Origin of the sequence: Brevibacillus laterosporus LMG 15441 (assembly GCF_000219535.2) — a bacterium.
In the GTDB taxonomy this organism is placed as follows: domain Bacteria; phylum Bacillota; class Bacilli; order Brevibacillales; family Brevibacillaceae; genus Brevibacillus_B; species Brevibacillus_B halotolerans.
Window position 1 is genome coordinate 715,442 of the sequence record NZ_CP007806.1, and the last position, 22,059, is coordinate 737,500.

The 22,059-nt window shown below is 42.0% G+C and carries 20 protein-coding genes and 1 riboswitch (1 of these 21 running past the window's edge); of the genes, 12 read left to right on the forward strand and 8 right to left on the reverse strand.

What is annotated here, in order from left to right; all coding sequences use genetic code 11:
- Nucleotides 1–17: 17 nt before the first annotated feature.
- The 3 genes from BRLA_RS03625 to BRLA_RS03630 all read right to left on the reverse strand — a co-directional run bounded on the left by BRLA_RS03625 (nt 18) and on the right by BRLA_RS03630 (nt 6,515).
- Nucleotides 18–4,598 (reverse strand): glutamate synthase-related protein, encoded by a 4,581-nt coding sequence (locus BRLA_RS03625; RefSeq protein ID WP_003335411.1) that lies wholly within the window; start codon nt 4,596–4,598, stop codon nt 18–20.
- A 317-nt stretch (nt 4,599–4,915) separates the two neighbouring features.
- Nucleotides 4,916–5,074, reverse strand: coding sequence for a hypothetical protein (locus BRLA_RS24155; RefSeq protein WP_003335410.1), 159 nt, complete (start codon nt 5,072–5,074; stop codon nt 4,916–4,918).
- Between the two features lie 145 nt (nt 5,075–5,219).
- On the reverse strand, nt 5,220–6,515 hold the full coding sequence (locus tag BRLA_RS03630; RefSeq protein ID WP_041751941.1) for a glutamate-1-semialdehyde 2,1-aminomutase: 1,296 nt from the start codon (nt 6,513–6,515) through the stop codon (nt 5,220–5,222).
- A 154-nt stretch (nt 6,516–6,669) separates the two neighbouring features.
- Here BRLA_RS03630 and BRLA_RS03635 point away from each other — a divergent pair, with 154 nt between their 5' ends.
- The 4 genes from BRLA_RS03635 (at nt 6,670) to BRLA_RS03655 (ending at nt 10,401) form a co-directional block, all read left to right on the forward strand.
- Entirely contained in the window at nt 6,670–7,665 is a 996-nt protein-coding gene (locus tag BRLA_RS03635; protein ID WP_003335409.1) for an ABC transporter ATP-binding protein, read from the forward strand.
- Between the two features lies 1 nt (nt 7,666).
- Nucleotides 7,667–8,461, forward strand: coding sequence for an ABC transporter permease (locus BRLA_RS03640; RefSeq protein ID WP_003335407.1), 795 nt, complete (start codon nt 7,667–7,669; stop codon nt 8,459–8,461).
- 4 nt (nt 8,462–8,465) lie between these two features.
- The gene (locus tag BRLA_RS03645; protein WP_003335406.1) at nt 8,466–9,254 is read left to right on the forward strand and encodes an ABC transporter permease; all 789 of its coding nucleotides are present in this window, start codon (nt 8,466–8,468) and stop codon (nt 9,252–9,254) included.
- A 72-nt stretch (nt 9,255–9,326) separates the two neighbouring features.
- Nucleotides 9,327–9,480, forward strand: a riboswitch (FMN riboswitch).
- Nucleotides 9,481–9,759: 279 nt separating this feature from the next.
- On the forward strand, nt 9,760–10,401 hold the full coding sequence (locus BRLA_RS03655) for an ECF transporter S component (RefSeq protein ID WP_003335404.1): 642 nt from the start codon (nt 9,760–9,762) through the stop codon (nt 10,399–10,401).
- A 94-nt stretch (nt 10,402–10,495) separates the two neighbouring features.
- On the opposite strand, the gene BRLA_RS03660 is transcribed toward BRLA_RS03655, so the two are convergent.
- The 3 genes from BRLA_RS03660 to BRLA_RS03675 all read right to left on the reverse strand — a co-directional run bounded on the left by BRLA_RS03660 (nt 10,496) and on the right by BRLA_RS03675 (nt 13,099).
- A protein-coding gene (locus BRLA_RS03660) for an IS3 family transposase (RefSeq protein ID WP_148305476.1) occupies nt 10,496–11,646 on the reverse strand; the annotation gives its coding sequence in 2 pieces (ribosomal slippage) (nt 10,496–11,385 and nt 11,385–11,646; 1,152 coding nt in all).
- 120 nt (nt 11,647–11,766) lie between these two features.
- On the reverse strand, nt 11,767–12,438 hold the full coding sequence (locus BRLA_RS03670) for an HAD family hydrolase (protein WP_003335401.1): 672 nt from the start codon (nt 12,436–12,438) through the stop codon (nt 11,767–11,769).
- A 34-nt stretch (nt 12,439–12,472) separates the two neighbouring features.
- The gene (locus BRLA_RS03675; protein WP_003335400.1) at nt 12,473–13,099 is read right to left on the reverse strand and encodes a winged helix-turn-helix domain-containing protein; all 627 of its coding nucleotides are present in this window, start codon (nt 13,097–13,099) and stop codon (nt 12,473–12,475) included.
- 158 nt (nt 13,100–13,257) lie between these two features.
- On the opposite strand from BRLA_RS03675, the gene bcp reads away from it, so the two are divergent.
- From bcp to BRLA_RS03695, 4 genes are read left to right on the forward strand one after another with little or no spacing between them, the layout of a single operon-like run.
- Entirely contained in the window at nt 13,258–13,725 is a 468-nt protein-coding gene (gene bcp / locus BRLA_RS03680; protein WP_003335399.1) for a thioredoxin-dependent thiol peroxidase, read from the forward strand.
- 27 nt (nt 13,726–13,752) lie between these two features.
- Entirely contained in the window at nt 13,753–14,802 is a 1,050-nt protein-coding gene (locus BRLA_RS03685; protein ID WP_003335398.1) for a M42 family metallopeptidase, read from the forward strand.
- 17 nt (nt 14,803–14,819) lie between these two features.
- Nucleotides 14,820–15,572 carry a class I SAM-dependent methyltransferase gene (locus tag BRLA_RS03690; RefSeq protein WP_003335397.1) on the forward strand — a complete coding sequence of 251 codons (753 nt, stop codon included), beginning with the start codon at nt 14,820–14,822 and terminating at the stop codon, nt 15,570–15,572.
- 43 nt (nt 15,573–15,615) lie between these two features.
- Nucleotides 15,616–16,164 carry a cob(I)yrinic acid a,c-diamide adenosyltransferase gene (locus BRLA_RS03695; protein WP_003335396.1) on the forward strand — a complete coding sequence of 183 codons (549 nt, stop codon included), beginning with the start codon at nt 15,616–15,618 and terminating at the stop codon, nt 16,162–16,164.
- 68 nt (nt 16,165–16,232) lie between these two features.
- Here the strand turns inward: BRLA_RS03695 and BRLA_RS03700 are convergent, their stop codons facing one another.
- Nucleotides 16,233–17,159, reverse strand: a complete 927-nt coding sequence (locus BRLA_RS03700) for a complex I NDUFA9 subunit family protein (RefSeq protein ID WP_003335395.1) — start codon at nt 17,157–17,159, stop codon at nt 16,233–16,235.
- A 245-nt stretch (nt 17,160–17,404) separates the two neighbouring features.
- On the opposite strand from BRLA_RS03700, the gene nth reads away from it, so the two are divergent.
- The 3 genes from nth (at nt 17,405) to BRLA_RS03715 (ending at nt 20,723) form a co-directional block, all read left to right on the forward strand.
- Nucleotides 17,405–18,070: an endonuclease III gene (gene nth, locus BRLA_RS03705; RefSeq protein WP_003335393.1), complete on the forward strand. Its 666-nt coding sequence runs from the start codon at nt 17,405–17,407 to the stop codon at nt 18,068–18,070.
- Between the two features lie 209 nt (nt 18,071–18,279).
- A complete protein-coding gene (locus BRLA_RS03710; protein WP_003335392.1) occupies nt 18,280–18,720 on the forward strand; it encodes a Fur family transcriptional regulator in 441 nt (146 codons plus the stop codon).
- A 266-nt stretch (nt 18,721–18,986) separates the two neighbouring features.
- Nucleotides 18,987–20,723: a glycosyl hydrolase family 18 protein gene (locus BRLA_RS03715; protein ID WP_003335391.1), complete on the forward strand. Its 1,737-nt coding sequence runs from the start codon at nt 18,987–18,989 to the stop codon at nt 20,721–20,723.
- 90 nt (nt 20,724–20,813) lie between these two features.
- On the opposite strand, the gene BRLA_RS03720 is transcribed toward BRLA_RS03715, so the two are convergent.
- Nucleotides 20,814–21,230: a DUF2614 family zinc ribbon-containing protein gene (locus BRLA_RS03720; RefSeq protein WP_003335390.1), complete on the reverse strand. Its 417-nt coding sequence runs from the start codon at nt 21,228–21,230 to the stop codon at nt 20,814–20,816.
- A gap of 244 nt (nt 21,231–21,474) precedes the next feature.
- On the opposite strand from BRLA_RS03720, the gene BRLA_RS03725 reads away from it, so the two are divergent.
- Nucleotides 21,475–22,059 carry the 5' portion of a nucleotidyltransferase-like protein gene (locus BRLA_RS03725; protein WP_236867735.1) on the forward strand. 303 nt of this gene lie beyond the right edge of the window, so only the first 585 of its 888 coding nucleotides appear in the window; it begins with the start codon at nt 21,475–21,477; its stop codon lies off the right edge, out of view.

Consider the following 22,059-nt stretch of genomic DNA (forward strand, 5'->3'; position numbering starts at 1 on the left):
CTTCTTCGCTACTGTTCTTACTCAGTTGATACAGAAGGATCGGCTTGCTCTCTTTTAGGTGTAATTTGTACAAAATGAGCTTCTGGATGCTCCAATAATTTTTGAATGAGCCCTGCTTCTTCATATTGTTCTGTGGCCAATAGCTCTTCTTTATATTTTGCTACTAGCTCGGATACATCAGAAATACCTTTGGCATCAAGCTTGTAAATGAACACTTTGGCCCCTTTGGCGATACGACGTTTCAGGGCATCCTCATCAAAGCCTAGTTCTGGTTGTAGTCGAACATATACAGTACCACCCGTCATTCCAGCACAAATCCATGGACCTGGATCACCAAGCACGACGGCGCGGCCATTTGTCATGTATTCAAAAGCGAAGCCTTTTAGATTGGCACGGGCCCCTAGTCCTCCTAAATGATCTTGAAGTGGCTCTGTAATAGCGCCGCCAAATACAACGTCTGCACCGGAGAGGCGAATGCAGGCACGAGAATCAGCATTTCCTTGAACAATAAATAGTCCCTTCTGTGCTCCGTAGCAAAAGCTTTTTCCGACAGAACCATTGATATAGTGCCCGTGGGCTCCTTTAGACTTGAGAATGGAGACAACACCTCCAAAGCTCGTTTTACCAACACCATCTTGTGCTCCGCCTTGTACGCGAATTCTCACACCCTCTGCATTGTAGGCCGCAAGCCCGTTTCCTGGAACACTGCCGTGATCAAAATGCAAGGATACCTCTGGTAATGACATATAGCTTCCGTCTAAATAAGGCTTCACACGTGATCCTGACCAACGACTTCCCAATACTCGCTCTCCTGATAAAATGGCTGAAAAATTTTGCTGAATCGGTTGATCGAGGCTTACATAGTGATCCCTTTCTTGAACTTGCTCTGCGTTTTCTATTGCTCCTGCGGCTATCAAGACTTTCGCGGCTGTGGATTCATAACTAGCCCCGCGATGCTTGGGAGTAGTAAATAAGGGATGGACACAGAGCAGTGACTCCAAATCCATTTGGTTTAAGCCGCGAGCCTGCACTAGCAAATCGGATCGACCTACGAGGTCCTGCGAATGGGTAAATCCAAGTTTGGCAGTAATTCGCTGTAGTTCTTGCCCCAATTGGGTGAACAGATTAGTAAGCCCAGATACGGCCAAATCAAATTGACGGGGAACAAAACGGCGTAAGCCCTTTTCGTGGGCTTCTTCCAAATTATCAATTTGCGTGGCTATTCCAACATGACAGGTATCTAAGTGGCAGCCGCGACAGGTAGTACATCCCACGGCAATCATAGCTAACGTGGCAAAGCCAATGCGATTAGCCCCCAGCATCATTAATTTAGCCACATCCAGTGCGCTTTTGACGCCACCATCTGCCCAAATCTCTACCTGATTGCGTAGACCGGCCTCCAGTAAGGCATTATGAGCCGCCTTTACACCAATCTCAGCGGGAAGCCCGACGTGTTGTAGAGCATGCACACGGGCAGCTCCTGTGCCACCATCAAATCCTGACAAGGTAATATAATCAGCACCAGCTTTGGCTATTCCCACAGCAATGGTTCCAATATTAGGCACGATAGGCACCTTAACGCATACTTTTGCTTGATGATTGGCTGTTTTTAATTCTGTAATCATTTGAGCCAAATCTTCAATGGAGTAGATATCATGATTGTTGGAAGGTGAAATTAGGTCGGACCCTACGGTAGCATTTCGGGCAGCAGCAATCTTTTCTGTAACCTTCGAGCCGGGTAAATGTCCGCCCTCACCTGGTTTTGCCCCTTGACCAATTTTGATTTCCAATAGGTTTGAAGAGTTAGCTAACTCAACATTTACGCCAAATCGTCCCGACGCTATCTGCTGACCGCGGGTGCGTGGGTATTTGCCCAGCATATCTTTAATTTCTCCGCCTTCACCGTTCATGGAAATCATATTGAGGCGATCAGCGGCTTCTGCATAGGCACGGAAGGCTGTCTCGTTCTGTGAGCCAAATGACATAGAAGAAATCATGAACGGCAATGAATGCTCCCCTACGCTGTTGTCCACTTGCTCCGGTTCCATTCGAGCCGTATTCTGCTGAGTGCCTCTTTTCTCATAGGCGATATCGGTTAAGTGACGGATGGAGATCGGGTTTTCCTGCTCATTTTCTTCTAATTTTAATGCGTAATCTGCATAAGGAATTTCAGCGCTGGCAATTTGCCCGATGGCCTTCCATAACCGTGGGAATAGGTGGAAGGTTCGTGCCTCACGTGCTTTTTCGTCCTTATATAATTCGTAGCGCTGACGACTTTCTTCTTCTAACTGGTCAAGTGATAGGCCGGCCTTATCTGAACCACAGAAGGTTGGGATTTGTAGAATATTAGCTACTTCCTCATGCAGACCTATTGCAGAAAAAAGGCGCCCATAGCCACGTAGCTCATGAATACCGATTGTTGATGTTACTTTTTCGAGCCCTTTTGTTAAAGCAGTAAATAGATTGTGAACTGCTTCTGTTCCTCCCTTTGCAAATACAGTGGCAAACAATAAGTGTGGAGCCACTGCCTCTGCACCGCTTCCCAGTAGAAGAGCGATATCATGCAAGGAACGAATAGCACCGGATCGAACGATGATGCTTACTTGTCTGCGTAGATTATGACTAGGGGATTCAGCTTGCTTGAGCGCTCTGTCAATATGGGCTGTTATCAGCAAAGGATCGATAAAATATTGATTTTCAATATGAACCATTGAGTCATCAAGAATTAATAAAGCGGCTCCCTTTTCCACAGCTTGACAAGCCTCTTGAGCAAGGCGATCCAATGCTTCCGATAAACGTTCAGTTTCTCGAAATACGGTTGGCAAGACGACTACACTATGCGGATTTGTGTGGAAGCAAGAAATAATTTGTTCTAAAGTCATCATACTTTGAGGAGATGCAAGCTCTTGGAACGATTGTCCTTCCACGAGCAGCGGTGAAGCGATCTCCATGCGAGTATGCGGTTCAGTTTCCTTTTGTGATAGGAATGTTCTTTTTCCTAAAACTACACGCGTTGAAAAATGTTCAATTTCTCGATCTCTGTCGATTGCTGGATTAGTTACGACTGCCACGCTTTCTTTAATGTAATCGCTGATATTTTGGCGTTCTTTGGACAAGGCAGCGAGTGGTCCGTCATAGCCAAGCGAACGAATCGGCTCTGCACCATTAGAAGCCATTTGCTCAATAAGCTGGATTTGCTCTCGATCCCAACCAAATGCACTAAATGCTTGAGCAGTAGGCGCTTCATAATCATAAGAAGGAGCGACCATTTCGCTTTGATAGGCGTAATGTAAATGCTGGCGGAAGTGTTGACAGGAAATTTTCGTCTGAAAGCTGGCCTTAACAAGCTCTTGCAGCTTTGAATGACTAAAGATTTTGATACCTTGTTGGCTTAGCTGAACACCAATTTTCTCGCCAGGGGCTAATGATTTTGGCTCGCTTACCATTTCAGACACAGGAATAATGCCTTGCTCGGAGGAGAAATAAAGGGATTCTTCACTTTCTACCATCCAGACGGGGCGCAATCCCAAGGAGTCCACACTAAAGACGCATTGATCGGCGTAGCGAGAAACGATACCAGCGGGACCTTGAGCAAAGTGCCCCCAAGCCTGTCGGAGATACGTGTATAAATCCTGTAAATCATGAGAAAATAATTTTATTTCATTGTGGATAGGTGGAAAAATAACCTCTAAGGATTCAAATAGGGTCAATCCATAGCGGTGAATAAAGGTTTCGATGGTACGATTTAGATTTTGAGAGTCACTGCCACCTTCGACTAACGGTACGTGTAGCATGCGGGCCTCTTCTTCAAGTTTACTAATGGTATTAATTTCTCCATTATGACCTAATAAAGAAAAGGGCTGGACTCGGAAAAAATTAGATAATGTGTTGGTTGAGTAGCGATTATGACCGATTGTAACAGTAGAGGCGAAGGATGGATCAGCTAAATCTACGAAATAGCGGGGTAAGATGTTCGCTGCACCCATCAATTTATAAGAAACGGTGTGATTGCTGAGGGAAGCAACATGTACATGATAGGTATCTTCAATTTCAACATGGAGTTCAAATAATAATCTGGCGTATTGTTCAGGCGTTAATGTGGTTGGGTGGATGGCTTGGTTTGGCATGAAAGCGATTTGCCAAAAGAGTGGTTCATCCTGCTGTGCGTTTTTTCCTAACACGTTTGAATGAACTTGATTTTCACGCTCAGCTAAAATAGTTAAGCCGTGTTTTTTTATAAGCAGGCCGATTTCTTCCTGGACTTTTTTTACCTCATGTCCTTTGCGGGGAACAAAAATATGAGCAACTGCAAAGGAAGAATCATAAGCCAAATCACTTTCGAAGAGTGAGTTTTCTAAATATTTCTCCCAAAGATAGCGAGGGATATCCGTTAATACACCACATCCGTCACCTTCTCCATCAATAAATCCAGAGCGATGCTCCATTTGTACTAGGGTCCGAATTGTTTCATCTACATTTTTCCTTGTAGGTGTTCCTGTTTTTTCGATGATACAGATAATTCCGCAGCTATCATGTTCTGTTGTGTGATAATTCCGAAAGTTACTAGTGTGCATATGCTTTTCATTTCTCTTTTGCATAGTAACGGTCAGTAGGTCTGACCTCCACCTCCTTCGTTCTTCTAAGACAGTTGAGTATAAGTCCTTTTTATAGAAGATTGGACTCAATGTGGATGCTCATTGTGCAAACAGGGGAAGCATATCGTTAGTTACCATTGAGAATAACACGAAAGAGGCAAGCAAAACAATATCAAAACAATTAATTATACAAATGTAAGCGTTTTTATGCAAACTTTTTTCTGATATTTGTGTGTTTATTGAATTGATAAGCAATTTTTTGGTATAAAATTGTATAAATTATACAAATAAACAACCCCCTATAATGGGGGCTGTCATGACTATTCGTCCCGATTTTCTGTTTTGTGCTGCTTCGTTTTGTGATGTTCTGTTTTACGTGGATTCTGGAAGCTTAAAAATTCCAGTGGTTTTGCACTCATCTTGGGATCAGTAAAGGTTTGCTCTGGTGCTTGTGGAAAGTCGTTTTTACCTCTGGACATTGACTAGCCCTCCTGTATTACGCTTTTTGAGTGAAGACACCAGTAGTTTTCCCCGAAAGCCAGAAGTTTGCCCGATCGTTTTTTTCCAAATGGAAAATAAGAAAGGCCTCCATACTTTTACACGTTTGGAGGCCATTTTGATCTTTTATTTCTGTGCCATTTTCGCAAAGCAACGGTCTACTGCTTCGATGGTTTGTTTAATATCTGACTCAGTATGAGCTGTTGTGATAAACCAAGCCTCATATTTAGAAGGAGCCAGACAAATTCCTTCGTCCAATAACAAACGGAAGAATTGGGCAAACTGTTCTCCATCAGCACTTTGGGCTCCATCATAATCCGTAACGGTTGCATCGGTAAAATAAACAGCTAAAGCACCTTTTACGCGATTAATGCGAATGGTTATGCCGTGGCTTTCTGCGGCTTTACTAATCCCAGCTTCCAAGAGCATACCGAGACGATCGAGCTCGTCGTATACGCCTGGTTGTTTGAGCACTTCTAAGCATGCGATACCCGCTTTAATGGAGGCAGGGTTTCCTGCATGTGTACCAGCTTGATAAGCAGGTCCAAGAGGTGCTACTTGTTCCATGATTTCACGACGACCGCCATATGCCCCAATTGGCAACCCGCCGCCAATAATTTTACCTAAGGCAGTCAAATCAGGCTCTACTCCCAATAAGTTCTGTGCTCCACCATAGCAGAAGCGGAAGGCAGTGATTACCTCGTCATACACCACAAGGGCTCCGGCCTCGTGAGTCAGGCGATTAACTTCTTCCAGGAAGCCTTTTTGAGGCATTACGATACCGAAGTTACCAACAATTGGCTCGACTAAAACAGCAGCAATTTCATGTCCCCATTTTTCTAGCGCATCTTTATATGCGTCAACATTATTAAATGGAACAGTAATAACCTCGTTAGCAATGCTTTGTGGGATACCAGCGCTATCTGGAATACCTAGTGTGGAAGGACCAGAACCGGCAGCTACTAGGACTAAATCAGAATGGCCGTGGTAGCAACCAGCGAATTTAATGATTTTTGTGCGATTGGTATAGGCACGAGCTACACGAATGCACGTCATAACAGATTCTGTACCTGAGTTATTAAAACGAATACGCTCCATGGAAGGAATTGCTTCCCGAATCATCTCAGCAAAGGTAATCTCCCAAGGAGTTGGCGTACCATACAGTGTGCCATTTTGTGCCGCGTCCACGATTGCCTTTGTAACGTGTGGATGAGCATGCCCAGTAATGATGGGACCGTACGCTGCCAGATAATCTATGTATTTATTTCCATCTACGTCCCAAAAATAAGCTCCTTGTGCTTTTGCCATGACGACAGGAGAACCGCCACCAACGGCCTTAAACGAACGGGAAGGGCTGTTTACGCCCCCGACAATAACACCGTAAGCTTGTTCATGCAGTTTAGTTGATTGTTCACGATTCATGATTTCTTTCACTCCTTTTTCAACCCTTTTATCATAACATAGGATACCAAGTGTATTTGGGGCAAGTTTCTTTTTGCAAGTTGTCTTTGGCTCATATACACTATCTATCGTGGCAGTTACACCATAAAGCAGGAGAGGAAGGAACGCGAGAAATATGATAAATGTTACGCAATTAGAGAAAGTATTTCGCATTCACCAAGCTCGCAATGGCTTGTCTGGTGCTTTTCGCGATCTCTTTCAACGAGAATATAAAACAGTTCGTGCTGTTCATGAGCTTAGCTTCGAGGTACAAGCAGGTGAGATGTTTGCCTTAATTGGTGAAAATGGAGCCGGTAAATCAACAACTATCAAAATGCTGACAGGCATTTTAACCCCTTCTAGCGGAGAGATTTTAATTAATGGTTATCATCCGCACCGGGATCGAGAAAAATATGTTGAGTCCATCGGGGTTGTTTTTGGGCAACGTTCACAACTGTGGTGGGACTTGTCTCCATTAGAGTCGTTTCGTCTATTGCGCCGGGTCTATAAGGTAGATGAGGTAGCAGGACAGGCGTGGCAGGATCGGTTAATAGAAGAATTAGACATGGGCTCATTTATTCAGCAGCCTGTTCGTAAATTAAGTCTTGGACAGAGAATGCGCTGTGAAATCGCTGCTGCTCTTATTCATAAACCGAAGCTGCTGTTCCTTGATGAGCCAACAGTAGGCTTAGATGTACTGGTAAAACAAAAGATTCGTGACTTCCTAAAAAGTCTAAACGAAACGGAAAATACCACCGTTTTGCTTACTACACACGATGTATCTGATATTGAGGCATTGTGTAAACGTGTCTTAGTGATGGACAGCGGCAAGTTGATTTTTGACGGACTCTTAACTGATTTGAAGGAACGCTGGGGGAATAAAACCGAAGTAGTATTCCAATTTAAACAAAAAATGACTACCGAGAATCTGCGGGCTACTTTATCTGAGTTTGAATGCAGTATTGAGGGGATTAATGCATACTCCCTATCTGTTTCTTTTCAACATGAAAAGCTACCGGCCATTTTGACGCAAGTGATGGCTAGCTTTGAACTAACCGATGTAACAATCAAAGAAACCTCCACGGAAGAGATTGTACGTAACATTTACTCGACGACAAGCGGGGGATTTTAGCATGTGGAAACTTTATCAAGAGCTGATACGAATTCGCTTTCTGACCCTGCTTGCTTACCGGGTAAATTACTACAGCGGGATCATCATTTATGCGATTAATATCGGAGCTTATTACTTCTTGTGGGGGGCAATCTATTCCGGGCAGGACAATCTCGTTGGTATGTCTTTGGTTCAAATGACCTCTTATGTAGCAATTGCTTGGATGTCTCGTGCATTCTACTTTAACAATATCGACCAAGAAATAGGTCAGGATGTCAGAGAAGGGAAAGTAGCTATTGAGCTAATTCGTCCTTATAATTACCTGTCAGTCAAAACAGCACAAGCCTTGGGAGAAGGGATTTTTCGCCTTGTGTTTTTTGCTTTTCCGGGACTTCTCATTGTTCGGTTGTTCATTCCGTTCGAGTTTCCAAACAGTGGGGAAATATGGGGGATGTACAGTGTAAGTTTGTTACTTGGTTTTGTGGTAAATACCCAAATTAATTTGCTCACAGGCCTACTAACATTTTTCTTCATGAGAAATGAAGGAATGATTATGGCAAAACGCATGGTGGTAGATTTGCTGTCAGGTGTTGTTATTCCGATTAGCTTTTTTCCTGGAGTCACCCAAACGATCTTACAATATCTGCCGTTTCAGGCTATCAATTTTACGCCTAGTATGATTTTTACAGGGGCACTCCATGGTGAAAAAGCCTGGATAGCAATTAGCACACAGGTTATTTGGATCGCGTTATTATTTATACCAATTATTCTGTTGTGGCAACGTGCAAAACGAAATTTGGTCGTGCAAGGAGGATAGCCAGATGGGGCAAGTTATACGTTTGTTTCAAGATTATCTCAGCCAGTATTTTAAAGTAAAACTGTCGTATCGGGCCAACTTCATCGTTGAATTGCTGTCCAATATCGTAAGTGAACTGTTAAATCTGGTATTCATTTTAGTTGTATTTACACATGTTCCAAACATTCAGGGCTGGACGATGTATGAGATTATTTTTATTTATGGATACTTTTTAGTTCCATATGCCTTGTTTACGATGTTTTTTGGTTTTTGGGATTTTAATGAGCGCTATATTATCAGAGGAGAGATGGATCGCATCTTGACGCGGCCAGTCAATCATTTGGCGCAAATTTCGTTGGAATCCATTTCACCAGATCGTATATTTGGAGTTCTGACGGGGCTGTTAATTATGCTGTATGCAGGATGGAAGCTACAGCTTACAATCTCCTGGTACGATCCCATTATCTTTATCCTGTTAGTATTGAGTAGTACCTTGATCTACGGAGGTGTTTATACTGCAATAGCATCCGTGAGCTTTTATAGCGACTCACGTACGGGAATTGCTCCTATGATCTGGAATATTCAAAACTATGGGCGATATCCAGTAGACATTTACAACAATGCAATCGCAATTTTATTGAAATGGATTTTGCCATTCGCATTTGTAGGCTTCTATCCTTCAGCTTATTTTTTGAAAAAAGAGGATTTATATGGGTACACAATGCTAACGCCTGTGATGGGAATCATCTTTTTTACCTTAGGGATTTTAATCTGGAACCAAGGGGTTAAAAAATATAGCGGTGCAGGCTCGTGAGGAATAGCTTCATAAAATGATATTGTCATACGTGGAATTTCAGAGTATAATAATTGCGTGAGAAAAATTTCACAATTCCTTCGGGGCAGGGTGAAATTCCCGACCGGCGGTGATGCGCATATCGAGCGTTAGCCCGCGAGCCACTTTTGCTGAAATGAGGCAGAAGTGTGCAGGATCTGGTGAGAATCCAGAGCCGACAGTACAGTCTGGATGGGAGAAGGATGACGACAGTACGATGCACACGTGCTTATTTTGTTGTGTCGGCTGAGGGAGAGGACTGCTCGATAAACAGACCTTTGTTTCCCTATACCCTCTGGATTATGGTAAAGATCGTCAGTATGCCCCTGAAGAAGCATGATGCTTTTTTAGGGGCTTTTTTATTCTTTTCTAAGAGCGGAACAGTCGTCGTAAGTTTGTTTGGCAGTAGAGTGAAAAAATAACACGTGGTTGCGGATTGCTGTTGCCATCTCTCAAGAAGGAGAAAGAAAAAGAGAGGATGGTCAACATGCAAGGAAAAACAAGTCACACGATTCAAAGACAGCGTCTGAGAAAGCTAGTTACAATCCCTATGCTTTCAGCCATTGCGTTTCTTTTGTACTATCTGGAGTTTCATGTGCCGTTGATGCCGACTTTTTTAAAGCTTGATTTTAGTACGGTGCCAGCCATTATTGGCGGGCTTGTCTTTGGCCCAGCAGCGGGAGTACTCATTGAAGTCTTAAAGAATGGCTTGCATCTTCTGCTAAAAAACACAGATGGTTTTATTATTGGAGAAATTGCGAATACGCTGGCAGGCGGTAGCTTTGTGTTTTTGGCTGTTTATACACAGCGTTTATATAAAAATAAAGTCGGTTTTGTTTTGGGGCTATCGGCAGGTACGCTTGTTATGACAGTGATTATGGCTATGGCAAACTACTTTTTATTGTTACCTTTCTATGCGGTACTCTACTCAATTTCGATAGAGCAATTACTGCAGATGTTCCATATGGAAAGTCTGTGGAGCATGATCTTGCTTGGTATTGTACCTTTTAACATTATCAAAGGTGTCTTGCTGTCGTTGATTGCTTACCCGGTATTTGTCAAAATGTCTGCACGACTTGGCTTACTAGTCACCAATCCTGCTTCGCCAAGTAAACCAGTTATTTCGTAAGCTTAGACGAATTTTGCATAAAACAAAAAGAAAAAAAGAGGTTGCTCCCTGGTAGTAGCCCCGTCAAGTAGACAATGAAAAAAGAGTAAGTTCGTTATGCGGCGATCGCTTCACGGTACTCTACCGGGGAGAGATCGCCAAGTTTTTTCTGAAAACGTTCTTGGTTATAAAAATTGATATATTCCGTGATCAGTTTTCGAGCCTCCATTTGACTTGCTGGTTTTTCAAGGTAAAGTTTCTCTGTTTTCAAATGTGAGAAGAACGATTCCACGCAGGCGTTATCAAAACAATTTCCCCTTCTTGAATGGCTTCCAATGAGCTGTTTCTCTTCAAGTAATATCTTGTAAGACTTTGTTGTGTATTGGAATCCCTGATCAGAATGCAAAATGGCCCCTTGTGCATTCAAATGCTTTATCGTGTCCAAAACGAGTTGTAGATCGTTGCGAGATGACATGTCCCATGCGACAACTTCGTTGTTATAAAGGTCTAAAACGACTGATAAATAGACAAAATCATGACCAACTCGAATATAGGTAATGTCTGTTACAAATTTCTTCAAAATCGTTTCTGCTGTAAATTCTCGGTTGAGAACATTCGGAAAGACAACGGATGGTTTTCGCCCCGCAAAGGGGCGTTTCTTACGGATGACAGAGCGAATCTCCAGCTCTCGCATAAGCCTACGCACCTTTTTGTGGTTAACCAAGAACCCTTCTTTGAGAAGGGCTGTTCGCATGCGTTTATAGCCGAAAATAGGACGAAGTCGATGAATAGCAAGAATATGTTCTTTTAGATTGGCTTCCAGCTCAAATTGAATCTGTCGATATCCTAAAGCCGATTTCCACTTGTAGTAACCAGCACGTGATACTTCCGCAATTTTACATAGTGTCGTGATGGAGTAGGTCTGACTCATTTTTTCGATGGTCCTAAATCGGGCTTGCTTATCCAACTTCCCTCCCCATGAAGATTTGGATTGAGCTTTTTTAGATATTCCACCTGCGCTTTCAGGTAGGCGTTTTCCTCTTCTACGCTGCTGAAATGCTTCTTATTCCAGCGCCCCCGATAGTCCACAAATGATTCTCCGTTTTGGTGCTTCTGAACCCACGCGATGATTTGGGCATCACTTTTAATTCCCAGTTTTTTTCTGATCATGGCATAGCTCCACTGGTCTTCGACCCGTAGGCGCACAGCTTCCTTTTTAATTTCTTCGCTATAGCGAGTAAAGACTTGTCCTTTTTTTGGTGGCATGAAAAAACCCCTCCGGTTAACAGTAATGAATCCATGATATCATGAACTCTTTTTTTACTGTCTACCGTAAGGGGATAATACCACCCAGCTAGATAAGGGAGGCCTCTTTTTTCTTTGAGCTTAGTTACTGCCTATATTCCATCTTTTTAACAGCCATTCCATCATCATCGCAGGCTCTGTAAATAATACATCGGGAGAAGGATCAAAAATCCCATTGCTTTGCGATGCAGAGAACCAATTTACACCAACCGCACAAATGCCGGCAGCTCTAGCCGCGGTGACATCAGCTTGGCTGTCTCCTACATAAAGAGTATGTTCCGGGTAGGCTTGGAGCTGTTGCATTGCATGAAGAATGCCTTCAGGATGCGGCTTATGATTTGTGACTTCGTCGCCTGCTATGACAATTTGAAAATAATCGGTCAGTTTTAATGCCTCAAGCGAAAGATCGGCACTCCTTCTGCCTTTCCCCGTAATAATTCCCATCTGAATACCCGCTTGCTTTAAAGCTTCCAGCATAGTGAGCAGCGGTGCAGGGGTTACTAGCCCGCGGTGTTCATCTACATATTTGTCATAAAAGCACTGAAGAGCTTCCTCATATCTCTCAGACGGAATCTTGTTTTTGATAATTCCAGCTTCCGGCGGCCCGAATAATTCCATAATCTGCTGATCAGAATACTCCTCTTGCAGAAACGTATAAAAGGTATGGCGAATGGCTGTAAAAATGGCTGGTAATGTATCAGCAATCGTTCCATCAAAATCAAACAGTACGGTATATACTTCGGACTTATGCATGCATAGCAGCTCCTTTCTGGATAGGGTGGGCTACTTATTCATCATCGTCTACGAATTCAGCGTTATCTGGATCATCTTGACGCGGTGAAGTCGGGAAAAGCAGATTTAGGTAATGAAAGTTTAGACGATCGGCTGACGGCTTGTTGTCTTTATAACGCTGGTAGAGATCCTTCATTTCACTAAAAAGCTGATTACGTTCTTCCTTTGTCAAATGTAAATTCCCAAAGTTGTATGCAAAGGTGTCTTGATAGTCCTTTCGTTTATCGATGTCAGAGGCAGCCAGATGATTCATGGTATAAAGCAGCTCTTGTTCAGTCGCATGTAACGGAGAGAACATGATTTCACTTAATTGCTGAGCATTTTCCTCCACAACGAGGTGCAAATTAGCCCTGATGACTTTTGCAATTGGCTGATAGTATTTTTCCACAATGGAGCCTTTTACACGGGTATCCACTTGTTGTAACAGACCGACTTTTACCAATTCCTTAACGTGGTAATGTAGCCGTGCCGCGTTTTCTCCTAGTTCAGTAGCAATTTGCTTTGCAGTTCGAGGCTCTAGGTCTTCAAAAAGCTGTAAAATTTTAACTCTTTCAGGCACAGCGAAGGATTTAAGTGCCTCAGGATCTGTTATTTCAAATACTTCTTTTATCACGTTAGCCATCACCAGGTTCTCCTTTTTCTATTTGGAAAGGTCGGAATTTTTACTATTATGTAATCGTAATGTTTTATTAAGTAAAGTGCAATGCATCTTCTCCCTTTTCTTTTTCCTGAACCTAACTTTTGTTACAATAAGAAAAATGAAGGAAAGAAGGGATTTTCATGTTGGAAGTCGGTCAAATAGCACCAACTTTTAAGAAACCTGCAAATAATGGACAAACGATAAACCTAGAGGATTATCGCGGCAAAAACGTCGTGCTTTATTTTTATCCAAAGGACTCTACGCCTGGATGTACGACGGAAGCATGTGATTTCCGGGATTACCATGCTGAATTTTCCACTCTTAATACAGTAGTGCTTGGGGTAAGTCCGGATAGCGTTACCTCCCATGATAAATTTATTGCAAAACACGAATTGCCGTTTCCTTTAATTGCGGATGAAGACCATAGTGTTGCAGAAGCGTACGGAGTGTGGGTACTCAAAAAAATGTACGGCCGAGAGTATATGGGTATTGAGCGTTCCACTTTTATTTTAGATACAGAAGGCAAGATTGCACAGATATACCCTAAAGTTAAAGTAAAGGATCATGTGCAGCAAGTAGTAGCATACATAAAAGAACATCTAGTCTAAGAACAGCAAGAGGAGAGGAAGAATTCGATGAACTTGTCCCTGTCTTACATGATTGATACATTTGTGAAATTGGCACAAATCCCAAGCCCATCTGGTAACACCAATCAAGTAATTTCCTGGGTAACTGAGGAATTGAGCAAAAGCGGTGTACATGTTGAGCGGACTAATAAAGGGGCATTGTTAGCGACAATATCAGGTCGCAACAATGATAAGCATCGCTTATTAACAGCTCATGTAGATACACTTGGTGCTATGGTGAAAGAAATAAAAAGCAATGGTCGCCTCAAGCTTTCCATGGTGGGTGGCTATGCATGGAATGCGATCGAAGGTGAGCATTGCCAGATTGAAACGGCTACGGGACGCATTTATACAGGAACGATTTTAACCTCTAAAGCATCTGTTCACGTGTATCGCGACAGTGGCAAGGCAGAGCGTACAGAAGATTTGATGGAGGTCAGACTGGATGAAAAGGTGACGGATGCTCAAGAGGTCAAGGCTCTTGGAATTAGCGTTGGTGATTTTGTCTCTTTTGATCCTCGTACGACTGTGACAGAGAGCGGATTCGTGAAATCTCGCCACTTAGATGATAAAGCAAGCGTGGCAATTCTTTTAGGTATAATGAAAGCGGTTCAGGAAGATAAGCTAGAACTGCCGTATACGACACATTTTTTGATCAGTAATAATGAGGAGATTGGGTACGGCGGTAATTCAAGCATTCCGTCAGCTACTGTAGAGTATTTGGCAGTGGATATGGGAGCTATCGGTACGGGCCAAACAACTGATGAATATTGTGTTTCGATCTGCGCCAAGGATTCCTCTGGACCTTATCATTATGGATTCCGTAAGAAATTAGTTGCCTTGGCTGATGAAAACGGACTTAATTATCAGGTTGATATTTATCCGTATTATGGTTCCGATGCTAGTGCTGCACTGCGAGCTGGATATGATATTGTTCATGGATTGATTGGACCTGGTGTAGATGCCTCCCACTCGCATGAGCGTACTCATTCCTCTGCTTTTGATAATACTGCTAAATTAGTCATGGCTTATATTTTATCGGACGAATTGGTAGTATAGGAGGGTCAGTTGTGAATATGTATCATTGGGCTGACTATTATGATCTCACACAGCAAGGATTAGCAGGAGATTTGGCTTTTTATGAAGAATATGCTAAAGCAGCAAAAGGGGAAGTCTTAGAATTAGGGTGTGGGACTGGACGAGTAACCATTCCGCTTGCTAAGGCCGGCATCGACATGACTGGGCTTGAAATTTCTCGGGAAATGTTGGAAAAGGCCGTAACAAAGGCAGAAGAAGCTGGTGTGGTCGAGCATTTGTCTTTTATTCAAGGGGATATGCGTCAATTCTCCTTAGGAAAAAAGTTTGGCTTAATCATGATACCCTATCGCTCCTTTTTACATTTGCTTCATATTCAGGAACAGATGAAGGCATTGCGCTGCATACGAGAGCATCTTCAGCCTGGTGGTAAGCTAGTCTTTAATGTCTTTGTACCACATATCAAGCATCTCTATGAAGAGAGCGAAAAATTGACGCTTCGTGGCATGTATCCGTTGGGGGATGGACAGGAAGTTGCGATGTATGATTTTACTCGCTACGATTATTTTCAACAAGTAGCAGAAGTAACACGTAGCTATGAACGTCTAGATCAGAATGGAAAAATGCAGGAGCGTGTAACTGGACGCTTTACATTGCGTTACGTCTTCCCGACAGAATTGCATCATTTATTGCGTTTAGCTGGTTTTAAGGTTTTAGAGCGCTACGGTAGCTTTGCAAAAGCTCCATTTGATGCAACTAGTACTGAATTCATTATAGTGGCTAGCCCAGCGTAATTTTTTACGTTGCTTATAAAAATGAAGAAAAGGTGGGTATGACATGAAGATTTATACAAAAACAGGAGACAAAGGTCAAACATCTTTAGTTTATGGCGTACGTGTTCCGAAGCATGCACCACGAGTAGAAGTATATGGAACGTGCGATGAGGCTAACTCGCATGTTGGAGCAGCAGTATCTTTTTTGCCTAAAGAGCACAAGTGGGCTGAGTTGTTAGAAACGTTTCATCTGATCCAAACCAAGTTATTTCATATTGGAGCAGAGCTAGCTACACCTGAAGGAAAAAAGGTAGGTTGGCCTATCGTTGATGAGGACGTAGATTATTTAGAAAAACAAATTGATTGTTTAGATGCGAAGCTACTTCCGCTGACTAATTTTGTTTTGCCAGGAGGTCATCCTGCCGGTGCTGCTCTTCACGTAGCTCGCACGGTAGTTAGACGTGCTGAACGCGGAGCAACACAGCTTATGGAGACAGAACCAATTAACCCAACTGCTATTAAATATTTAAACCGTTTATCAGACTTTTTATTTGTAGCAGCTCGGTATGTTAATAGTCAGTTAGGAGAGAGTGAACCTAATTTACATGAATAAATCTCAAACAGCCTTTTTCTTATATGTGTGTATAAGGAAAGGCTGTTTTTTATTCCAGCTCCTTCAATTTATCTGGTCTTCGTTCTAGTCTGTGAAAGGTATTCGGATATACCAGAAGAGAATTCAATTTTGTTAATCTGAAAATCTTGGTATAATTTTTCATTATTTTCGCAAAAATTACCTTCTTGTAGCATTGTTAATTGAGTTGTGGTGATAGGAAAAAAGGAAAAACCTTGCATCATCGTAACGATAGGTTTCATCATCCATAGTGGTACATGAAGCGTCCTTACATGTGATTTTCCAATCGCATGTCCAATGTGCCGTAGGATTTGCATGTAGGAAAGCTGGTGTGGGCCGCCTACTTCATAAATCTGATTAGTAGCTAGCTCATTAGTGAGTGCTTGCGTAAACACCTCTGCTACTGTTTTCCGAGACACAGGCTGCAAGAGATAGGTACCACTTCCAATGACAGGAGTAACAGGAAGGCGGACTAAATCAGCCAGCATAGTGACGAACTCATCGCCTGGACCAAAAATAACGGAGGGACGAAATATCACATAAGGGATTCCAGATGCGCTCACCAATTGCTCCGCTTCATACTTTGTCTGATGGTAGCCACTAACAGCTTGAGGGCGTGTACCAAGCGCGCTCATGAATATAAAGCGGCGGATAGCTAGCTCTTTCGCCACTTGCAGTACATTGTGTGTCCCTTCAACATGAATGCGGGAGAAAGTAATTTCTTTACCAGCCTGTTCTCTTATAATACCTACTAAATGAATAACCGCATCACAATCTCGCATAGCTGCACGGAGAGAGTCTATCGCAAAAATGTCGCCTGTATGGAGATGAAGATGATCGGTCTTCGAAAACAATTTTTTCATTTTTAATTCGGAGCCTTGTCTAAGTAAGCAGTGTACCTCATGGGAAGCTTCTAGTAAGGCGGCGATTATGCCATGGCCTACAAACCCTGACCCGCCTGTTATCAATACTTTCACGAAAGTTCCTCCTCTACACCTCTTGTCCATTCATCATTCTATGACATGCCTATATTTACCTGTTTTTTCATTTTCCTACCCGAATTACATTCAAATATCATGGCGCTTATTACATGTGCCCGCTTCCCTTTTTTTCACTATGGAATTCCCTAGGGGAAGTGGGCTCATCAAATTTTTTCATATGTTACAATAGAACGCATGCATAAAGTAAAACTGGTTCGGAGTATAGTAGGAGGGAAAAGGAAATGCGTCGATTATCCATGAAATTATTTTTACAGACGCTCGCGGATATGTTTCCTGATGCGCATTGTGAGCTTACTCATAGTAACGCGTTTGAGTTGACGATTGCGGTACTGTTGTCAGCGCAGTGTACAGATAAAAAAGTAAACCAAGTGACAGAACACCTATTTCAAAAGTACAAGACCCCAGAAGACTATTTAAAGGTTTCGTTAGAAGAGCTTCAAGACGATATTAGACAAATTGGTCTATACAAAAACAAGGCTAAACACATCCAGTCGCTCTGTCGTCTTTTGTTAGAAGAATACGGAGGAGAAGTGCCTAACAAGCATGAAGAGCTGGTAAAGCTGCCTGGTGTTGGACGGAAAACGGCTAACGTTGTAGTCAGTGTTGCATTTGGGGTGCCTGCTATCGCTGTAGATACACATGTAGAGCGAATATCGAAACGATTGGGCTTCTGTCCTGACGATGCTACTCCTGTTCAGGTAGAAGAAATTCTTATGAAAAAGATTCCCAAGAAGGATTGGTCAGACACTCATCATCGTATGATCTTTTTCGGTCGTTATCACTGCAAGGCACAAAGCCCACAATGTGACATTTGTCCCCTAGAGGATGTATGCCCAACACGTAAGAAAGCTCGAAAAGTAAACAAGAAGCCAAAGAGTGTCAGCTAAGAAGACATCTGACGTGTAACTTTTGAAAAAAAGTGAGGCTTGGACAAGCTAATAAGGGAAACAAAGCCCCAAATTCAAGCTTGTTATTGACGAACCTCCAGAATCAGCGTACACTTATTTATAACAATTCTAATTAGATTATTGTTAACGGATAAGAATATTTCTAATTACTTACTTTTTAAAGGTCATATTATGTGAGGTGCATGGCGATGATGCAACAAGTCGAGAGAGCTGTCGAGATTTTAAAGAATCAAGGTGTTCGTATGACTCCGCAACGTCATGCCATATTAGCGTATTTACTTGAGACGATGACTCATCCAACTGCTGATGAAATTTATAAAGCATTGGAAGGGAAATTTCCTAATATGAGCGTGGCAACCATCTATAATAACCTGCGAGTATTTAAAGAAGCGGGGTTGGTTCGCGAATTAACATACGGAGATGCTTCCAGTCGATTCGATGCGAATGTAGAAGATGAACATTATCACATTATTTGTTCTGAGTGCGGGGCTATTCAGGATTTTCACTTCCCGTACTTGTCTCAGGTAGAGGCAGCAGCCTGTGAACAAGCTAACTTTCATATTTCTGGGCATCGTATGGAAGTTTATGGTGTATGCCAAAGCTGTCAAGAAAATAAGCCAAAGCAATAACAAGCGTTTGGGAAGAACTCTTCATGTCAGTTGTATGAGACGTGCAGGGTTCTTTTTTTGTATATTTTGATAGCATAATTGGCATGGCGGACGTATAAGCTCCATTAAACCGCATTCTGAGCAATAAAGAACCAGTGGCTATACATAATAGGATTCGACATTTTATGAATTTTACCGCAAAATGTACAGAAGTTTGTAACCAAATAGCTTTGAAAACTGTCTCTATAATGAAGAACAAACAGAACTGAGATACATTGGGAGGAGTCATGAGCATACATGTAGAGACGTCACAACGTCCAAGGCGAAAAAGAAGAAGGAATAGGCTTCTTCCTAAGTTGCTATTTTTGGTCATACTTGCTGTAGTAGGATATTTTATCTGGATGTATGTACAATACGGTAGTCATCAGCGAGTTATTCCATATGATGGGCGCCAACAGGTAATCGTACATAAAGGAAAGGCAGTTTTGCAATCCTATCAAATGAAAGAGGACGAGGTCCTGTTGCCTTTTTCATTTTTAAAGGAACAAATCGACCAGCACTTATTCTGGGATGAACCTAGTCGCTCTGTTATCATTACTACCAAAGATAAAGTTATCCAAATGCCGAGCGAAAAATTACAAGCATTTGTTAATAAAAAACCAGTTGATTTACGTGTGCCTGTCACAATTATTGACGGGGAAAAATACGTTCCGGTTAGCCCGTTAGAAAAAATATATGGTATTCATTTGCGGAAAATGGAAGGCAAAGATATTATTTCAGTGGAAAACAACGGCGATACCATTCAGCAAGGACAGGTTATCTCTGAAAAAGATAAGACATTACCAATGAGATTAGATGCAACTAAAGAAAGTCCCATTGTCTCTGATCTTGTAGACGGTCAAAAGGTAACAATCTTAAACGAAACAAACGGCTGGTATCATCTTTTATCGAATGAAGGGGTCCTTGGTTATTTGCCAATGGATCAGGTTAAGAAATTAGATTCTTATCAGGTAGAAGTGAATGTTGATACTCCAAAGGAAAGAAATACTGCATGGAAGCCGGACGGACAAAAATTAAATGTGGTTTGGGAGCAAGTGGTTAACCGAAATCCTAAATTGGATAGCATCCCTAAAATGTCAGGATTACATGTGGTAGCTCCTACTTGGTTTGAATTAAAAGACGCCAAAGGAACGGTTGGCAATAAAGCAGATGCTTCTTATGTCAGATGGGCTCATCGCGAAGGATATAAAGTATGGGCAGTTGTATCTAATGGATTTAATCCAGACTGGACTAAGTCAATGCTATCTGATTTTGAAACTCGTCAAAAGATGATTACACAGATTGTGCAATATGCTAATCTGTATCAGGTTGACGGGATCAATATCGATTTTGAGGATGTCTATTTAGATGACAAGCAGCGATTTGTTCAATTTGTTCGCGAATTAACGCCATATTTACATGAGCAGGAGTTAACGGTGTCTGTTGATGTTACCATGATGCATGGGAGCGATCGTTGGTCTAATTTCTTAGATCGCAAAGCTTTAGCTGAAGCAGTGGATTACACGATGCTGATGGCTTACGACGAACATTGGGGCTCTAGCCCTGTAGCAGGTTCTGTAGCGTCACTGCCATGGGTAGAGAACGGCTTGAAGCAAGTGTTGACGGAAGTGCCTAAGGAGAAGCTTTTACTAGGTATGCCTTTCTACACCCGTTTATGGAAGGAAGTAAAGCAAGATGATGGCAGTGTAAAGGTGTCCTCACGCGCTTTGTACATGTCGGGGGCTAAAAAGTGGATGGAGGAGCGTAATCTAAAAGCCACTTATGATGAGGCTACTGGACAAAATTATGTGAGCTATTTTGATAAACAAGAAAACGCGACATACAAGATGTGGCTAGAAGATGAGACTTCACTCAAAAAGCGGATTGAGGTTTCCAAAAAATATGATTTGGCAGGAGTTGCCTCATGGCGCCGTGGCTTTGAGGAGCCAGAGATTTGGCAGCATATTCATAGCAATTTAAATTAATATGAAAAAAAGGCAGGAGATTTTCTCGCTGCCTTTTTTTATTCTATGTGATGAGGAAAGAGCATGGCGGGCTGTTGATTTTGTACTACTTTAAGAACGTATCTTTTGTTCAAGAGAAGATGGAGGTTCTGGAGTATCCTCTTCTAGTAAAAGTGGTTGGCCGCAAAACATACAAGCATCTTCTTTTCCCAGCATTTTAGTTACTTTGCCACAAGAAGGGCACTGCACCTGTGGGGATGTTGTTGAGACCATACCGGATACCATATATAAAACGGTACTGACCATCATCATCAGAAAGCCGATAATCAGGATGATGGTAAAAGTCATATGAGAGCCTTTGAGCTGTTGACTAAGCGTGCCAAGCAATGGAATGTCGACAAACCATTTGAATAAATAACCGGCAAAAGATATATACCCTATGTACATGAGGATGATACCGATCAGCATATTCCAATTAGCCCATCCACGAATTCGCTTAATCTTACTTAAACGGTCTACATTTTTCATAAGTGCATACCTCCCGTTGTCAGTATAGCATAAGGATTCAAAAAAGTTTTATAGTTATTTCCATAGTCAGGATATTGTAATGTGCTTGTTAATGGTTAAGCATACTCATTCTGATCAAGGTTGTTTTTGCAAAAGATGTAACTTTAATAGAGAAGAAGGAAACTTTCCCGATATAGCGAACCTGTTAAGGAGTTAAGGCTTTCGTGATTATATAGTAAGAAATCTGGATGGGGGGTGGGGAGTGGTGAAAGAGAGCTTGTTGGAATATCATCAGCAGTATTTATGGGAAAAGACCATGGATACGGATGTTTTGTCTGTAATGGCTATCGAGCAAGCCGAAAAGATTGAACTTCTTTCAGAAGGTGTTGACCTCATATCCTTTATTATTGTTAATGATCACGAACCTAATTGGCTGGTCAAACAGTACCAATTTAAAAAAATTGCAATGGAGGAGCACACTGTTAGTCAGTGGCAAATTCAGCAATGGTGTTTGCAAGGGGCTCCTAAACGAGCAAGACAGCTTTTGAAACAGGCAGATATGATCTTTGATAAATCTAATTTTATGAAAGATAAAATGTCCTGTCTTCTCCAATTGCCAAGAGAGAGGAAAAAGCAACTTATTTATAAACACTATATGGCGGTATTACATCATTTCTCTCAAGCTAAGGAACTATTGCAGCAACAAAAGATACCAGACTCTTTTCAGAATGCTTTACAAGCTTTGTTTCACTGGGCATGTCTTGAGCTAGTAGAAGCTGACGAGATATTTGATGAGCCTGTATTTTATAAGGTAAAAACAATAGCTCCTACGGTGTATAAGTTATATGAA

Coding starts and splice junctions, on each gene's coding strand:
- BRLA_RS03630 (WP_041751941.1), bottom strand. CDS start 6,515: ATGAATCGTGAACAATCAACTAAACTGCATGAACAAGCTTACGGTGTT.
- BRLA_RS03675 (WP_003335400.1), bottom strand. CDS start 13,099: ATGGCTAACGTGATAAAAGAAGTATTTGAAATAACAGATCCTGAGGCA.
- BRLA_RS03690 (WP_003335397.1), top strand. CDS start 14,820: ATGTATCATTGGGCTGACTATTATGATCTCACACAGCAAGGATTAGCA.
- BRLA_RS03625 (WP_003335411.1), bottom strand. CDS start 4,598: ATGCAAAAGAGAAATGAAAAGCATATGCACACTAGTAACTTTCGGAAT.
- BRLA_RS03635 (WP_003335409.1), top strand. CDS start 6,670: ATGATAAATGTTACGCAATTAGAGAAAGTATTTCGCATTCACCAAGCT.
- BRLA_RS03640 (WP_003335407.1), top strand. CDS start 7,667: ATGTGGAAACTTTATCAAGAGCTGATACGAATTCGCTTTCTGACCCTG.
- bcp (WP_003335399.1), top strand. CDS start 13,258: ATGTTGGAAGTCGGTCAAATAGCACCAACTTTTAAGAAACCTGCAAAT.
- BRLA_RS03710 (WP_003335392.1), top strand. CDS start 18,280: ATGATGCAACAAGTCGAGAGAGCTGTCGAGATTTTAAAGAATCAAGGT.
- BRLA_RS24155 (WP_003335410.1), bottom strand. CDS start 5,074: ATGTCCAGAGGTAAAAACGACTTTCCACAAGCACCAGAGCAAACCTTT.
- BRLA_RS03670 (WP_003335401.1), bottom strand. CDS start 12,438: ATGCATAAGTCCGAAGTATATACCGTACTGTTTGATTTTGATGGAACG.
- BRLA_RS03720 (WP_003335390.1), bottom strand. CDS start 21,230: ATGAAAAATGTAGACCGTTTAAGTAAGATTAAGCGAATTCGTGGATGG.
- BRLA_RS03645 (WP_003335406.1), top strand. CDS start 8,466: ATGGGGCAAGTTATACGTTTGTTTCAAGATTATCTCAGCCAGTATTTT.
- BRLA_RS03695 (WP_003335396.1), top strand. CDS start 15,616: ATGAAGATTTATACAAAAACAGGAGACAAAGGTCAAACATCTTTAGTT.
- BRLA_RS03655 (WP_003335404.1), top strand. CDS start 9,760: ATGCAAGGAAAAACAAGTCACACGATTCAAAGACAGCGTCTGAGAAAG.
- nth (WP_003335393.1), top strand. CDS start 17,405: ATGCGTCGATTATCCATGAAATTATTTTTACAGACGCTCGCGGATATG.
- BRLA_RS03685 (WP_003335398.1), top strand. CDS start 13,753: ATGAACTTGTCCCTGTCTTACATGATTGATACATTTGTGAAATTGGCA.
- BRLA_RS03715 (WP_003335391.1), top strand. CDS start 18,987: ATGAGCATACATGTAGAGACGTCACAACGTCCAAGGCGAAAAAGAAGA.